The organism is Microbacterium aoyamense, assembly GCF_023155855.1.
GTDB lineage: Bacteria > Actinomycetota > Actinomycetes > Actinomycetales > Microbacteriaceae > Microbacterium > Microbacterium aoyamense.
The window spans coordinates 709,472-725,035 of the sequence record NZ_JAKNUT010000001.1; the positions used below are offsets into that span (position 1 = coordinate 709,472).

Genomic DNA, 15,564 nt, shown 5'->3' on the forward strand with positions numbered 1-15,564 from the left:
TCCGAAAGGAACAATCGACGTGCCATCACGCACCGATACGAACAGAAGTCCGCTCACGCGGCGACTCGCCGCTGTGGGGACGGTGGTGGCTCTCGCCGCCGCCGGACTCGCCTTCGCAGCCCCCGCGCAAGCGGCCGAGACCCAGGTCGACGACGCCAGCTTCACGTGGGGCCTCAACGGCTACGCGCAGAAGGGCATCTTCGGCCCGTGGACGTTCAAGGACCTCACCGGCTCCACGACGTACCTGCCCGGCGCGACCCAGACCGAGTACGTGACGCCGGTCTTCCCCGCGACGTCGTTCCCGGCGAACGCGCCCAGCGGCGCCAACCCGAACGCCGTGAAGTTCACGGACGGAGAAGGCTGGGTCGACCCCGTGACCGGTGCCGCGTACCTGAGCTGGACCGGTTCGTACACGGTCAACGCCTACCCGGCGATCTACAACGCGCCGAACGAGATCTACTCGAACCCCGAGCTCTCGATCGCCGATGACGGGTCGGGCGAGCTCACGTTCGACTTCACGATCGGTGCGGGCACCGACATGTCGGGCAACCCGTTCGAGAGGGCGGAGTTCGGTCGCATCACCCTCGCGACGTTCAGCGCCGGGTCGATCAGCGGCCTCGACGCCGACAGCTTCCGCCTGAGCCCGGACTTCGGCGGCGTCGTGCTCAACCCGACCGTCGTCACGAACCAGACGACGACGTGCACGGCACCGAGCAAGGCCGGCTCGTGGCCCGCGCAGTTCGTCGAGACGCTCGCCGGCAACTCCGCCGGGGCAGCGGTTGCGGCGCACTTCTACTCGACCGGCTGCGGTGGCAACCAGGATCTCAAGCCCGCCCTGCCGATCGACATCGGCTTCACGCTCGCCGAGACCCCGACCGAGCCCGAAGAGCCCGGCACCGGTGCGCCCGGTGACATCGAGGTCGAGGTCCCGACCGTGACCCCGCCGAGCGGCCAGTTCGGCTGGGCGTGGGCGACCGAGTCGGCCGTCGACCTCGGCATCGCGACCGTGAGCGGCGCGAACTTCACGGCATCCGGCGCACTCAACGACGTCGTCGTGACCGACACCCGCACGGGCGGATCGGCGCCGTACAGCTGGAGCATCTCGGGCCAGGTCGGCGCGTTCACCGCCGGCACGAACACCTTCAGCGGAGGCTTCCTCGGCTGGTCGCCGAAGGTCGTCTCGGGCACCGCGACCCAGGGTGCCGACGTGACCTCGACGCAGCTCGGCGGCACGGGTCTCGGTGTCGCGAGCGTGCTCGCGAGCTCGAACGCGGCCACGAGCGCCACGATCGGCGCCGACCTCGCGCTCGTCATCCCGGGCACGACGGCGGCGGGCGACTACAAGACGACGCTGACGCTGACGGCGCTCAACTGATCGACCACACCGCATGACGGGGGTCCGGCGCTTCGCGCGCCGGGCCCCTGACGTGCTCTCCGAAAGCAGACCCGAATGCTCCGCATCCCCCTCATCGCCGCGGTCTTCACCGCCGCGCTCCTCGCGCCCGGCGCGACCACGGCCGCCGAAGCGCCCGCCGTCGCGTGGACCGTCGAGACCGTCGACAGTGCCAACGGCGCGAACCGCGCCAACTTCTCGTACGCCGTGGACCCGGGGACAAACCTCACCGACACGATGCGCGTCACGAACACGGGCACGACCGCCCTCGATCTCGCCGTGTACGCCGCCGACGCGTACACGACCCCGGTCGGCAACATCGATCTGCACACGACCGACCAGCCGTCGATCGACGCCGGCACGTGGGTCACGGCCGAGACCTCGCAGCTGATCCTGCAGCCCGGCGAGCAGAGCGACATCGACTTCACCATCGCCGTGCCCGCCGATGCCGCACCGGGAGATCACTCCGCCGGCCTCATCACGTCGTTCCGCAGCGCGACCGACCAGGCGACGATCGACGTCGATCGACGCCTGGGCACGCGCATCACGGTGCGCGTCTCGGGGGAGCTCGCTCCGCGCGTTTCGGTGACCGAGGTGCAGACCACCTACCGAGGCTCGTGGAACCCCTTCGAACCCGGCGCCGTCGTGGTGTCGTACCGGCTCACGAACGCCGGCAACACCCTCGTGACGGGGACGGATGCCACGACCGCCGCTGGCCTCGGACTCTTCGGCGCATCGGCCGAACCGATCGTGCTGCCCGAGGTCATTCCGGGATCGACCGTCGACGTCGTGCGCGAGATCCCGGTCGCGCCGTGGGGCTGGGTCTCAGGATCCGTCGTCACAGAGCCCGAGGCGATCGGCATCGGCGCCCAGGGGCTCGCGGCCGTGACGCACGAGTACGGCGTGCTGGCTGTGCCGTGGACGCTGCTGATCGTCCTCGCCGTGATCGCGCTGATCGTCGTGGGGATGTGGACGCTGCGCCGTCGCCGCCGCGCCGCGTCAGGGTCGGAGGGGCAAGAGGTCTGACACGTCGGAGCGCACACCGGAGGCGACGATGCGGCCGGCGGCCGCGGCATCCGTCCACTGCTCCTCGCCCGTCGCGACCGCGATCCAGGTAGCGGGCGCCATCTCGACGACGTTGGGGGGCGTCCCGCGCGTGTGCCTGGGCCCCTCGATCACCTGTACGGCACCGAACGGCGGGACGCGCACCTCGACGCTCCCGCCGGGAGCCTTCTCGACGAGCAGCTGCAGCAGATAGCGGACGGCCGTCGCGAGCTGCGGCCGCGAGGCGTCGCCGGCGCGCACCGCCGCGAGGGACGCGCGGCCTTCGGCGGTCAGGATCTTCTTCGGCACGACCCCACGCTACGCCGTGCATCGTTCAGGACGAGCGGACTGCAAAGCCACCGGATCGGCCGAATCCCCCGATCCATCCTGAGCAATGCGCGCGGATAGGCTGGCCGGGTGAGAATCCTGGTCCTCGGCTCCGGCGCGCGCGAGCACGCCATCATCCTCGCGCTGCGTTCGGAGGATGCTCCGCACGAGATCCTCGCCGCGCCCGGCAACGCCGGTATCGCGCGCGATGCGACGATCGTGGACCTCGACGCGAACGATCCGGTCGCCGTCGCGGACTTCGCCGGCACCGAGTCGATCGATCTCGTGGTCATCGGCCCCGAGGCCCCACTCGTGGCCGGCGTCGCCGACGCGTTGCGCACACGCGGCATCCCGGTCTTCGGTCCGGGCAAGGCAGCGGCGCAGCTCGAGGGATCGAAGGCGTTCGCGAAGCGGATCATGGATGCCGCGGGGGTCCCGACCGGCGGCGCCGTGCGCGCGCAGACGCGCGAAGAGGTCGAAGCAGCCCTCGATCGCTTCGGCGCTCCGCACGTCGTCAAGGCCGATGGGCTCGCAGCGGGCAAGGGCGTCATCGTGACGTCCGACCGCGATGCGGCGCTCGCGCACGCCGACACGTACCTCCCGATCGGACCTGTGCTGGTCGAGGAGTTCCTCGACGGACCCGAGGTCTCGATCTTCTTCCTGAGCGACGGCGATCACGTCCTGCCCCTCAGCCCCGCCCAGGACTTCAAGCGTCTGCGTGACGGCGATGAGGGCCCGAACACGGGCGGAATGGGCGCGTACTCGCCGCTCCCCTGGCTCGACGGTCGCTTCGGCAGCGAGCGGGACTTCGTCGACCTCGTCACTTCCGAGATCGCCGAGCCCGTCATCCGGCAGCTGGATGCCGAGGGCACGCCGTTCATCGGGCTCCTCTACGCGGGTCTCATCCTCACCGAGCAGGGCGTCAAGGTCATCGAGTTCAATGCGCGGTTCGGCGACCCCGAGACGCAGGTGGTGCTGCCGCGCCTCGTCGACCCGCTGTCGGAGCTGCTCCTGGCCGCAGCTTCCGGTCACCTCGAGGACCTGCCCCGACCCGCGTTCGCCGACGACGTCGCAGTGACCGTCGTGCTCGCGAGCGACGGGTACCCGGAGTCCCCCGTGACGGGTCGCGTGCTGACGGGGACGGATGCCGCATCCGCCGTCGACCGCGTTCATCTCGCGCACGCGGCGACCGCCGAGAGCGACAGCGGGCTCATCGCCACGGGTGGGCGAGTGCTCAACGTCGTCGCGGTGGCCACGACCTTCCGCGAGGCGCGCTCGCGCGCGTATCGGGCGCTCGGCGAGATCGGGCTCGAGGGAGCGCGGTTCCGCACCGACATCGCCGCGAAGGTCGACGAAGGGCTCTAGCCGTCCGAGGTATCTTCCGGTCGCTTCCGGCCTCCTCCATGGTGTCGACTTCGACCTGGAGCAGCCATGAACGCGACCATCGAGCTGGAGATCGGTCCCGGACCCACCGCGGGAACGTACTCCGTCCACGTCGTGGACTCACTCGCCGGAGGGACTCCGTCCGCCGTCATGACGCTCGACGTCGAGAAGGTGATCGCGACCCTCCCGCAACTCGAAGCCGGGATCCTCGCGTCGTCGGTGTCGGCGCGCCGCGTGATGTCGGCTCGCGAATCGATCGTCCGTGGAATCGGGGAGAGCCTGTTCGACACGACCTTCGCAGGACGCATCGGCGAGAGCTATCGCGCCAGCGTCGCCATCGCCGCTGAGCGCGGACTCGAACCGCAGGTCGCGTTGCGTCTGACCGCCCCAGAGCTCGCAGCGATGCCGTGGGAGGCGATGTACAACTCCGAGTCGGGAGGCTACGTCAGTCGCAAGGAGCCCCTCGTGCGGAGATTCGACTCGAGCGTCTCACCGAAGACGGGCGCGATCGCGGCTCCGCTGCGGATCCTCGGGATGGTCTCGTCTCCGCGGGGTCTCCAGGCCCTCGACGTGGAAGCCGAGAAGGAGCGTATGACCTCGGCACTCGCCGATCACCTCGCCGACGGCCGGATCGAGCTCGTCTGGCTCGACGACATGACGTGGAGTGGACTGCACCGGAAGCTCCTGCGCGAGACGTGGCACGTCCTCCACTACATCGGCCATGGCGGATACGACCCCGAACGCGACGAAGGCCTGCTCGCGCTCGTGGGCCGCGACGGCCGCGCCGACTTCGTGGCGGCAAGCAGTCTCGCGGACCTGCTCAACGAAGCCGGCACGACACCGCGGCTGGTCGTGCTGAACTCGTGTCAGTCCGGTGCGACCGGATCGTCCGACCTCTTCTCCGGCACGGCGGCAGCGCTCGTACGCAGCGGCATCAGTGCCGTCGTCGCTATGCAGTTCTCGGTGACCGACGATGCGGCCCTCGCCTTCACCGCGGGCTTCTACGACGCGATCGCAAGTGGTCGGCGCATCGACGAAGCGGTCCGCAGCGGACGAATCGGCATCCTCGGGATCGCCCGCGAGACCTTCGAATGGATCACGCCCGTCCTCTACCTGGGCAGCGACGCGACGGAACTGCTCGACGCCTCGACGCTGCCGCCGGCCCGCACCTCGACTCCGGCAGCCGACCACAGGGTACCCGCGACCGCAGATGCGGCGACGCCGCGTGCCGCCGAGCCGCCCCCTGAAGGGCCGACTCGGCCAGACCGCACACGGGCGGCCGCCGCGACGACGCCGTCCGGCAATGGACGACGTCGGACGGCACTCATCGCCGGGGGCGTCGGGGCGGCGCTCATCGTGGCGGGCGCGATCACGTGGTGGGCCTCTTCTCGAGGCGGTGACGCCGATCCCGCACCGAGCGCGTCGTCCATCGCCGACGAGACACCGGAGCCCGGCCCCACTGTTCTGCCCGCCGTGTCAGTCCCGGTCGATGCGGCCGCGCCCTGGAGCCAGACCGGCGTCGTCTGCAACACCGGTGATCTCCTCGAGATCACCGCGACCGGAACGGCATTCCACGACCTGGGCCCGACGTCCGCGGTGACTCCCGTCGGACTCGTGCTCCCGGACGGCACTCCCGATCCGGCCTACTTGCCCTACACCGTCGAGGGGCTTCCCGACACGGCGACCGCCAGTCTCATCGGCAGCCTCGACACGCAGCAACCGCTCTTCGCCGTCGGCACATCCGCGTCGTACGTCTGTCCTCGCGCAGGCACCCTGTACCTGGGCATCAACGATCGCGAGCTGAGGGGCAACCACGGCACGTGGCAGGCCGAGATCGTCCGGATCATCGATCCGCAGTAGCGGTCGGACCGGCCGGGTGCTTCAGCCCGCGGGAGCCGGGACGACCGCGAACCACCCGGCTTCGATGCCGTCGGTGCCCTTGAGCACGAGCTGCACCGGACCGCTGTACGGCGATGAGTACGAGCCGGGGGTCGAGTTCTCGCCGCACGTGAACGTGCCTCCCATGAGCATCGTGCCGCTGTCGCCGACCGCGGCTCGGATCACTTCGAACTCGACCGAGTCGCCGATGCACTGACCCTCGATCGTGAACGGCTCGTCGGCCCGGACGAGGTCGACCGCCGTGTAGCTCGTCTGCGGCGAGCCGTCTGCGCCGGCGTCGGGCTCGAAGACGGCGCGCGCGATCTCCCCCTCCAGAGTGCTGGGCACCGCGTACGGAGCCTGCGACGGCGTCGGGGATTCGACGGTCGGCGACGGCACCGCAACCGTCGGATCCTCGGCAGCGCACCCCGCCATGAGGAGGGCAGCGGCGACCGCGACGGAACCCGCGAGTGTGCGGCGTGTCATCCGGCTCCTCAGGTCTGCCTCCGGATGAAGCCGAGCAACCAGGCGATGATGCCGATCACGAGGATCACGATGCCGAGCCAGAGCAGGAACTTCACGGCTTCGACGAAGACGCCGAGCAGCAGGCAGACGATGCCGACGACGATCAGGATGATGATGAGTGCGGGCATGCATCTATCCCACGCCTTCCGTCGCGCAGAGTCGACGCCTTGACAGGCGCCTGCACCACGGTTACGCGGAGTCAGTTCCGGGATGCCTCGGCCGCGGCCGTCCACTCGTGCACCTGCGCCTTGGGCCGACGCAGGAACAGCACCGCGACGACGCCGATGAGCAGCACCCCGGCCGGGAGCAGGATCGCCTGAGCCATCGCCGACGAGAAGCCGTCCACCACGGCGTCGGGCAGGGTGCCGCCCGAACCGAAGTCGCTGCCCGCGTCGGCGGCGCCGGGCAGGTTCGCCTCGAGGCGCGCCTGCATGAACGCCGCGATCGCAGCCGAGCCGATGACCGAGCCGACCGTGCGGGTCGTGTTGTAGATGCCGGCGCCGGCGCCCGCCTGGTGGACCGGCAGGTTGCGGGTCGCGGTCGTCGCGAGCGGACCCCACATGCCGGCGCTGCCGATGCCCATGAGCGCCGACGGGAGCAGGAACATCCAGATCGGCGTGTCGACGTTCATGAGCGACGCGTACCAGAGCAGGGATGCCGCGAACAGGACGAGTCCGGGCACCAGGAGGAAGCGCGGATCCGTGCGGTCGAGCAGGCGTCCTGCGAACGGCGCGAGCACGCCCGACAGCACCGCCATCGGGATGAGGAGCAGCGCCGACTCGGTCGGAGTGAGCCCTCGCGCGAGCTGGATGAAGAACATGAGCGGCAGCGACATGCTCGTCACGGCGAAGCCCACCGTCGCGATCGCGAGATTCGAGACGCCGAAATTCCGGTCGCGGAACAGCGGCAGCGGGACGAGCGGCTCGCTCTTGGTGCGGGCTTGCGTCCAGATGAAGGCGCCCATCACGACGACGCCCGCGGCGATCATCCCCCACACCCATGCAGCCCAGTCGTAGTGCTCGCCCTCCTGCAGGCCGAACACGATCAGGAACAGACCGACGGCGCTCAGCACGACGCCGAGGATGTCGAAGCGGTGCGGGTGCGTCTCGAGGTTCGGGACGAGGATCCAGGCGAGCACGAAGGCGATGACGCCGACGGGCACATTGATGAAGAAGATCCACTCCCACCCCAGGCCGTCGACGAGCAGGCCGCCGGCGAGCGGACCGACGAGCGTCGCGACACCGGCGGTCGCACCCCACAGGCCCATCGCCGCTCCGCGGCGGTTCGGCGGGAAGGTGCGGGTGATGACGGCCATCGTCTGCGGGGTCATGAGCGCGGCACCGAGGCCCTGCACGGCGCGGGCGATGATGAGCATCTCGAGCGTGCCCGAGAAACCGCACCACAGCGATGCGGCCGTGAAGATCACCAGGCCCACGAGGTAGATGCGCTTCGGTCCGAACCTGTCGCCGAGTCGTCCCGTGATGAGGAGCGGCACGGCATAGGCGAGCAGGTACGCGGACGTCACCCACACGACGTTGTCGAGGTTGTTCGTGTTCGGATCCAACGCCGCCTTGATCGCGGGGTTCGCGACCGAGACGATCGTCGTATCGACGAGGATCATGAAGAATCCGATGACGAGCGCCCAGAGGGCGGGCCAGGGACTGCGTGTGGCGCCGACGGATGCCTCGGCTCGCGTGGTCTGTTCTGTCATTGCCGTGCGGCCTTTCGCTGTTCGAGATAGCGCTCGGTGGGCTCGTGGGTCCCCCACGGGAACTCCTCGGATCCGATGCGCGCGATGATGCGGTCGAGCCAGTCGAGATCGGCGCGCAGCAGCACGACCTCCCGATCGAGCTCGATGAGGTACTGGTCGGGAACGCCCTTCGCGACCGCGCCGCGAAGTCCGCTCTCGTGGAGGTCGCCCTGCGCGACGAGCGCGATCCGGCGCTCGGTCAGCAGTTCGACGACCTCGGACCGCTCGAGATTGTGCGCTTCGGCGAGCGCGATGCGGAACTCGGCCGGTCGGTCGACCCGCACGAGCTCGCGCCTGACCCACTCGCCGACGGCGTGGGCACCGGCATCCGTCACCGAATACGTCGTGCGTTCGGGGCGGTTGCCGTCCCGATCGACGCCGACCTCGGTGAGAAGACCCGCCCGTTCGAGCCGCGCGACGGTGTGATACAGCGTGCCGTTCGTGATCGTGACGAGCCGGTCGTCCTTGCGGATGCGCATGAGCCGGATGATCTCGTAAGGATGCATGTCGCCTTCGGCGAGCAGCGCGAGCACCATGAGCCCGAGCGGGGTCAGGCGGTCGACGGCATCCTTCATCATCACTCCAGGTCGATTAGTCCACATGGACTATACACCCATCAGCGATGGGTCGGCGTCTGGGATGATGGGCGGGTGACGGATGCCCCGACCTCGCTGCCCGGCTGGAACCACGTCTACTCGGGCAAGGTGCGCGACCTGTACGAGCCGGTGGACCCGGCGCTGGCCGGCCGGATGCTCGTCGTCGCGAGCGACCGCGTCTCGGCCTTCGATCACGTGCTCTCGCCGGGCATCCCCGACAAGGGCGTGCTGCTCACGACGCTCAGCCTGTGGTGGTTCGATCTGCTGTCGTCCACCGATGGCGGGCGCAGCATCCCGAATCATCTCGCCCCCGATCACACGATCGGCCGTGAGCTCATTCCCGCCGCGGTCGTCGGCCGCGCGATGCTCGTGAAGAACCTCGACATGCAGCTCGTCGAGTGCGTCGTGCGCGGCTACCTGACCGGCTCGGGCTGGGCGGAGTACACCGAGAGCGGCACGGTGTGCGGCATCCGTCTTCCCGCCGGTCTGTCGAACGGCGACCGCCTGCCGGCTCCCATCTTCACCCCCGCCTACAAGGCGCCCATGGGTGAGCACGACGAGAACATCTCGTTCGATCAGACGGTCGAGCTCGTCGGCGCCGAGAAGGCGGAGCTGCTGCGCGACCTCTCGCTCGAGATCTACGAGCGCGCGGCGCGCATCGCCGAGGCGCGGGACGTCATCCTCGCGGACACGAAGTTCGAATTCGGTGTCGACGACGACGGCGTCATGACGCTCGCCGATGAAGTGCTGACGAGCGATTCGTCACGATATTGGGATGCCGCGGCCTGGCGAGCCGGCACGACACCCGCTGAGCGCATGGCGAGCTTCGACAAGCAGATCGTGCGCGACTGGCTCGCGGCGAACTGGGACAAGCAGGGAACGCCGCCCGAGCTCCCGGCCGAGATCGTCGAGCGGACCGCCGACCGCTACCGCGAGCTGCTCGGGCGACTGACCGGCATATAGAGCTGAAGCCGCGCATGCGAGCCCCACGACGGCGGCACCTTCCGGCATCCGCGCCACCTTCCGGCATCCGCGGCACCGATCAGTGGCGCGGGTGCCGCGAACAGTCGCCATCGCGGGAATGATGCGGGGCCTGCGGGGGTTTGCATTCGCATGAATGAAAAGCTCGCGGCCGATACGGCGATGGGTGCGGTCACACTGCTGGTCGGCGACCTCGACGGGATGACGCGCTACTACCGCGACGTCGTCACGCTCGAGGTGCTCGCCGCCGACGGCGACACCGTGACCCTGGGTCGCTCCGGGCGGCCGATCGTGGTCCTGCGCCACGAGCCCGCGCTGCGGCACGCGACTCGCGGCTCGGCCGGGCTCTTCCACACGGCGATCCTCTTCGAGTCGCAGACGGCCCTCGCCGCGGCGCTGTACAGCGTCGCGCGGCACGCGCCGGGGACCTTCACCGGCAGCGCCGACCACCTCGTGAGCCAGGCGTTCTACTTCACCGACCCCGAGGGCAACGGCATCGAGCTCTACTGGGACCGCGCGCGCTCGGACTGGTCGTGGACACACGGCCAGATCGAGATGGACACGCTCTTCCTCGACCCGAACGGGTTCCTCGACGAGCACCTGACCGAGGACGCCGCGAACGGATCGACGGCGGGGGATGCGGCATCCGTCGGCCACGTGCACCTCTCGGTCGGCGACGTCGCCACCGCACGCGCGTTCTACGTCGGCGCCCTCGGCTTCGACGAGACGGCCGGCCTCGGCGATCAGGCCGTCTTCGTCAGCGCGGGCGGCTACCACCACCACATGGCGATGAACGTGTGGAACTCACGCGGCGCCGGGCCGCGGATGCCCGCGCTCGGCCTCGGCCGCGTCGATCTCGCCCTGCCCGATGCCGACGCCCTCGGCGCGCTGGGCGAGCGTCTGCGCGACCACGGCATCGCGGTGCGCGACGACGGCCGCACGCTCGCGTTCGACGATCCGTGGGCGAACCTGCTCAACGCGACGGTCTCCTAGCGACGACATCCCTGCCGGGCGCATCTCCGGCCGCGCGCGGTCGCGCTCGAGTCAACTCGATAGTCGCGAAACGACACCCTGCGGGCGTGCAGGGCGAGTGCTTTCGGGAATATCAGGTTGATTCGGCGGGGGGTGAGAGCGGAGCGCGGGGAGGGGGCGGATCAGACCGATTCGCGGACGACGAGCTCCGTCTCGAGGATCGTGACGTGACGGGGATGCTGGCCCGCGAGCAGATCGAGGAGGATGCTCGCCATGCGCTCCCCCTGGGCGAACGACGGCTGTCGCATCGTCGTGAGCTGCGGCGAGACCGAGGTCGCGACGGGTGAGTCGTCGAAGCCGATGATCGCGACATCCTGGGGCACCCGCACCCCCGCCGCGGCGAGCACCGTCAGCGCACCGCGCGCCATGAGATCGCTCGCGATGAAGATCGCGTCGGGCAGCGGGCCGCGCTCGAGCATGCGCCGCATCGCGTCGGCGCCGCCGTCGGCGGTGAAGTCCCCGTCCTCGATGAGTCCGGGCTCCATGCCCCACGCCGCGAGCGCTTCGCGGTAGCCCTCGAGTCGGTCGACGCCCGCCGGCATCGTGAGCGGACCCGCGATCGTGGCGATGTCCTTGTGCCCGCGCTCGATCAGGTACACCGTCGCGTCGTGCGCTCCGCGCGAGTTGTCGACATCGACGTAGTAGTCGCGCTCGCGCTGGCGCACGGGGCGGCCACCGTAGACGACCGGCACCGTCTGCGCGATCCGGTCGATGAAGAGGTCGCTCGTGTGGTGCGAGACGACGATCGCGCCGTCGACGGCGCCCGACCGCACGTAGGCCGTCGTCTTGTCGCCCGGATCATCGTTCGCGATGAAGAGGTTCAGCACGTAGTCGGAGCGCCCGAGCCGCGCATTGATGCCCGACACGATCGCCGCGAAGAACGGGTCACCGAAGAACCGCGTCGTGTCCTCGGGCACGATCAGCGCGATCGCGTGCGTCTGCCTGCTCGCGAGAGAACGAGCGGCACGGTTGGGCACGTAGTTCAGCTCGGCGATCGCACGCGTGACCGATTCGAGCGCCTCGGGGCTCACGGCGGTCGAGCCGTTGACGACGCGCGACACCGTCGATCGAGAGACGCCGGCTGCGGCGGCGACCTCTTCGATCGTGACGGTGGCACGCGCCGCGTCTATGGTCATCCTCGTCAAACCTCTCGATGCTCGGGTCTCAGCGGCCGATGGCCGCGGCATCCGTCCCCAGAGCACGCTGCTCGATGATCCTCGCGTACTCGAGGCCGCTGTCCTTGACGGTGCGCTCCTGCGTGTCGTAATCCACCCGAACGATACCGAAACGCTTCGCGTAGCCCCATGCCCACTCGAAGTTGTCGAGCATCGACCAGTAGAAGTATCCGCGCACATCGACGCCGGCATCCACGGCATCCAGGATCGCGCCCAGGTGACCGCGCAGGAAGTCCACGCGTTCGACATCGTGAACCCGCCCGTCGACGACGACGTCGTCGTACGCAGCACCGTTCTCGGTCACGTACAGCACCGTGCCGGCCGGAGCCGCGTATTCGTCCGACACGCGCCGCAGCAGGCGGGTGAGCCCCTCGGGCTGGACCTCCCAGTGCATCGACGTGCGGGCGAGTCCGCGGTCGTTGGGGTGACCGCTGCCCGCGGGGAACGGCGACTCGCCGCGCCGGTCCGTCGGCGCGTCACCGCCCGTCGGCGCCACGGCAGGCGCCGCAGCACTCACGAGGTCACCGTGGTAGTAGTTCACGCCCAGTGCATCGATGCGCGCCGAGATCGTCTCGAGGTCGCCCGGCAGCACGGCGGCCTCGAACGCCTCCGTGGCCGCGGGGTTGACGGCACGGAAGTCCTCGACGATGTCGGCGGGGTATTCGCCCCGGAACACCGGATCGAGGAACCAGCGGTTGTGCTGACCGTCGAGGCGGCGCGCCGCATCGACGTCCGCCGGGTTCTGCGGGTCGGCGGGATCGGCGACGGTGAAGTTGAGCGTGATCCCGAGATCGAGCGAGGCATCGCGCCTGCGCAGCTCGGTGACCGCCTGCCCGTGGCCGAGGAGCAGGTGGTGGGATGCGAGCATCCCCTCCTCCATCGAATAGTGCCCCGGAGCGTGGATGCCCGCGGTGTAGCTGAGGAACGAGGAGCACCACGGCTCGTTGAGCGTGGTCCACACCTTCACGCGGTCGCCGAGGGCGTCGTGCATCGTGAGCGCGTACTCGGTGAACTTCTCGGCCGTCGAACGCACCGCCCAGCCGCCCTGATCCTGCAGCGCCTGCGGCAGATCCCAGTGGTAGAGCGTGAGCCACGGCAGGATGCCGGCATCCAGCAGCTCGTCGACGAGACGCTCGTAGAAGTCGAGCCCCTTCGCGTTCACCGCACCGCCGTCGGGTCGCACGCGCGACCACGACGTCGAGAAACGGTACGTCTGGAGCCCCATGCGCTTCATGAGCGCGACGTCGTCGCGATACAGGTGGTAGTGGTCGCACGCGACATCGCCGTTGTCGCCGTTGATGACGGCGCCCGGTACGCGTGAGAAGGCGTCCCAGATGGATGCCCGGCGCCCGTCCTCGAACGCGGCGCCCTCGATCTGGAAGGCGGCCGTGGCCGCGCCGAACAGGAAGTCCGACGGGAACGGGCGTTCGGCGGTCGCCGCGCGCAGGGCGGAGTCCTGGATGTCGATCGTCATCCCTTCACCGCCCCCGCCATGATGCCGCTGACGAGCTGGCGGCCAGCGAAGGCGAACAGGATCAGCAGCGGAATGGTCGCCAGCAGCACGCCGGCGAGCACGATCGAGTAGTCCACGAAGTAGTTCGACTGCAGGAGCGACAGAGCGACCGGCAGGGTGGGGCTCTGCCTGTCGAGCACGATGAAGGGCCAGAAGAACTGGTTCCACGCATTGACGAAGGTGAAGAGGAACAGCATCGCCGCGGCGGGGCGGGCGGCCACGACCCCGACCGTCCAGAAGGTGCGGAACATCGACGCTCCGTCGACTCTGGCTGCCTCGATGAGCTCATCGGGCACTGACTGGCTGAGGTACTGCGTCATCCAGAACACGCCGAACGCGCTCGTGAGGGCCGGGATGATGACGGCGCCGATGTTGCCGGTCCAACCGAGGTCTGCGAACAGGATGTACAGCGGAACGACGCCCAACTGCATCGGGATGGCCATCGTCGCGACGACGAAGGCCAGCAGCCACTTGCCGCCCGGGAAGCGCAGCTTCGCGAACGCCCAGCCGGCCAGTGTCGAGAACACGACGACGGATGCCGCGATCACGGTCGAGCTGAAGATGGAGTTCCACAGCGCCACCCAGAAGTTGACCGCCGGATCGTTCACCACCGACAGCGCGTTGGCGATGAAGTTGCCGCCCGGAATCCAGGACATGTCGGGATCGTTGATGGTGGACGAATCGCCGGACCCGATCAGGAAAGACCAGTAGTACGGGAAGATCGCCGACACGATCACGACCCCGAGGCCGATGTAGACCCACATGCCCGCGCGGACGCCGCGGATCTTCGTGGTCCGCTCGCCGCGGCGCCGCCGCCTGTCGTTCGGGATGTTCTCTTCGACGATCGCGAGGGGCGGGGTGCTGATCGCACTCATCGCTTGGCTCCCTTCCGACGGCCGCGGGATACCTCGCCGCGACGTCCTTCGTCGCGCACGAGGCGACGGGTGATGAGCAGATTGATCAGACCGATGACGAGGATGATCGCGAACAGGATCCACGCGAGCGCCGCGGCCCGACCGAAGTTGAACTCGCCCCAGCCGATGTTGTACAGGTACAGCGTGATCGTCAGCCACTGCTGCGCGGCGCCGCCCTGACCGGTGTTGTCGAACATGCGCGGCTCGTCGAAGATCTGCAGGCCGCCGATGGTCGACGTGATGATCACGAAGATGAGCGTCGGCTTCAGCGACGGGAGCGTGATGCTCCAGAACTGGCGGAACGCATTGGCGCCGTCGACGGTCGCCGCCTCGTAGTACTCGCGCGGCACCGCCTGCATAGCGGCGAGGAGGATCAGCGCGTTATAACCGGTCCAGCGGAAGTTGACCATCGTCGCGATGGCGATGTGGCTCCAGAACGGATCCTTGTGCCACGGGATCGGCTGGAGTCCGATGTTCGTGAGGACGTTGTTCACGAGACCGTGGTTGTCGCCGAACATGTTGCTGAAGATCAGGGCGACCGCGACCGGCATCATGACGAAGGGGAGCAGAACGCTCATGCGCCAGAACGTCTTGGCGCGGATGTTGCGGTCGAGCATGGCGGCGATGAAGATCGCGAGGATCAGCTGCGGCACCGACGACAGCAGGAAGATGCTGAAGGTGTTGCGCAGAGCCGTCCAGAACTTGGGGTCGTTCAGGATCCAGATGTACTGGTCGAGGCCGACGAAGGTTCCGGAGTTGCGGACGAGGTCCCACTCCTGGAACGAGATCACCGCGGTGAACGCGATGGGGAAGAGCCCCACGATCGCGAACAGGATGAAGAAGGGCGAGATGTAGAAGTAGGGCGAGAACCGCAGGTCGAACCGGCTCAGCTTGTTCTTGAACGACAAGGCTGCTCGTGGCGGCGCTTGACGGGGAGCCGACGGCGTCACGCCGGTGTCGGCGCGGGTTTCGGTCGCAGTCACGAGAGTCTCCGAATCTGATGGTGCGGGGGAAGAGACGAGAGTGCGGGCCGCGCCGCAGGGCGCGGCCCGC

General features: G+C 69.0%; 15 protein-coding genes. 6 read left to right on the forward strand and 9 right to left on the reverse strand.

Annotated features, from left to right (window positions below):
* Positions 1 to 19 precede the first annotated feature (19 nt).
* On the forward strand, positions 20 to 1,375 hold the full coding sequence (locus tag MA876_RS03805; protein WP_248146226.1) for a hypothetical protein: 1,356 nt from the start codon (positions 20 to 22) through the stop codon (positions 1,373 to 1,375).
* A gap of 75 nt (positions 1,376 to 1,450) precedes the next feature.
* Positions 1,451 to 2,419 (forward strand): WxL protein peptidoglycan domain-containing protein, encoded by a 969-nt coding sequence (locus MA876_RS03810; RefSeq protein ID WP_248146227.1) that lies wholly within the window; start codon positions 1,451 to 1,453, stop codon positions 2,417 to 2,419.
* Here MA876_RS03810 and MA876_RS03815 read toward each other — a convergent pair.
* Positions 2,393 to 2,746 carry a sterol carrier family protein gene (locus MA876_RS03815; RefSeq protein ID WP_248146229.1) on the reverse strand — a complete coding sequence of 118 codons (354 nt, stop codon included), beginning with the start codon at positions 2,744 to 2,746 and terminating at the stop codon, positions 2,393 to 2,395. The genes MA876_RS03810 and MA876_RS03815 overlap by 27 nt on opposite strands.
* 108 nt (positions 2,747 to 2,854) lie before the next feature.
* On the opposite strand from MA876_RS03815, the gene purD reads away from it, so the two are divergent.
* Together purD and MA876_RS03825 are read left to right on the forward strand one after the other, a co-directional pair.
* Positions 2,855 to 4,129: a phosphoribosylamine--glycine ligase gene (gene purD / locus MA876_RS03820; RefSeq protein ID WP_248146231.1), complete on the forward strand. Its 1,275-nt coding sequence runs from the start codon at positions 2,855 to 2,857 to the stop codon at positions 4,127 to 4,129.
* Between the two features lie 66 nt (positions 4,130 to 4,195).
* On the forward strand, positions 4,196 to 6,007 hold the full coding sequence (locus MA876_RS03825) for a CHAT domain-containing protein (protein ID WP_248146233.1): 1,812 nt from the start codon (positions 4,196 to 4,198) through the stop codon (positions 6,005 to 6,007).
* 21 nt (positions 6,008 to 6,028) lie between these two features.
* Here MA876_RS03825 and MA876_RS03830 read toward each other — a convergent pair whose 3' ends face one another.
* The 4 genes from MA876_RS03830 to MA876_RS03845 form a co-directional block, all read right to left on the reverse strand.
* Positions 6,029 to 6,511: a hypothetical protein gene (locus tag MA876_RS03830; protein WP_248146235.1), complete on the reverse strand. Its 483-nt coding sequence runs from the start codon at positions 6,509 to 6,511 to the stop codon at positions 6,029 to 6,031.
* Between the two features lie 8 nt (positions 6,512 to 6,519).
* A complete protein-coding gene (locus MA876_RS03835; RefSeq protein ID WP_248146237.1) occupies positions 6,520 to 6,678 on the reverse strand; it encodes a hypothetical protein in 159 nt (52 codons plus the stop codon).
* 71 nt (positions 6,679 to 6,749) lie between these two features.
* Positions 6,750 to 8,261 carry a DHA2 family efflux MFS transporter permease subunit gene (locus tag MA876_RS03840; protein WP_248146239.1) on the reverse strand — a complete coding sequence of 504 codons (1,512 nt, stop codon included), beginning with the start codon at positions 8,259 to 8,261 and terminating at the stop codon, positions 6,750 to 6,752.
* Positions 8,258 to 8,875 (reverse strand): PadR family transcriptional regulator, encoded by a 618-nt coding sequence (locus MA876_RS03845; protein ID WP_248146241.1) that lies wholly within the window; start codon positions 8,873 to 8,875, stop codon positions 8,258 to 8,260. Before MA876_RS03845 ends, MA876_RS03840 begins: the two co-directional genes overlap by 4 nt.
* A 75-nt stretch (positions 8,876 to 8,950) precedes the next feature.
* Here MA876_RS03845 and MA876_RS03850 point away from each other — a divergent pair, with 75 nt between their 5' ends.
* Positions 8,951 to 9,859: a phosphoribosylaminoimidazolesuccinocarboxamide synthase gene (locus MA876_RS03850; RefSeq protein WP_248146243.1), complete on the forward strand. Its 909-nt coding sequence runs from the start codon at positions 8,951 to 8,953 to the stop codon at positions 9,857 to 9,859.
* A 150-nt stretch (positions 9,860 to 10,009) separates the two neighbouring features.
* Positions 10,010 to 10,870 (forward strand): VOC family protein, encoded by an 861-nt coding sequence (locus tag MA876_RS03855; protein ID WP_248146244.1) that lies wholly within the window; start codon positions 10,010 to 10,012, stop codon positions 10,868 to 10,870.
* Positions 10,871 to 11,031: 161 nt separating this feature from the next.
* Here the strand turns inward: MA876_RS03855 and MA876_RS03860 are convergent, their stop codons facing one another.
* From MA876_RS03860 to MA876_RS03875, 4 genes are read right to left on the reverse strand one after another with little or no spacing between them, the layout of a single operon-like run.
* Complete coding sequence (locus tag MA876_RS03860) at positions 11,032 to 12,045, reverse strand: LacI family DNA-binding transcriptional regulator (protein WP_248146246.1); 1,014 nt, start codon at positions 12,043 to 12,045, stop codon at positions 11,032 to 11,034.
* Positions 12,046 to 12,073: 28 nt separating this feature from the next.
* On the reverse strand, positions 12,074 to 13,558 hold the full coding sequence (locus MA876_RS03865) for a GH1 family beta-glucosidase (RefSeq protein WP_248146247.1): 1,485 nt from the start codon (positions 13,556 to 13,558) through the stop codon (positions 12,074 to 12,076).
* Positions 13,555 to 14,472 (reverse strand): carbohydrate ABC transporter permease, encoded by a 918-nt coding sequence (locus tag MA876_RS03870; protein ID WP_248146248.1) that lies wholly within the window; start codon positions 14,470 to 14,472, stop codon positions 13,555 to 13,557. Before MA876_RS03870 ends, MA876_RS03865 begins: the two co-directional genes overlap by 4 nt.
* Positions 14,469 to 15,494, reverse strand: a complete 1,026-nt coding sequence (locus tag MA876_RS03875) for a carbohydrate ABC transporter permease (protein ID WP_372491482.1) — start codon at positions 15,492 to 15,494, stop codon at positions 14,469 to 14,471. The genes MA876_RS03870 and MA876_RS03875 overlap by 4 nt, the downstream gene beginning before the upstream one ends.
* Positions 15,495 to 15,564 lie beyond the last annotated feature (70 nt).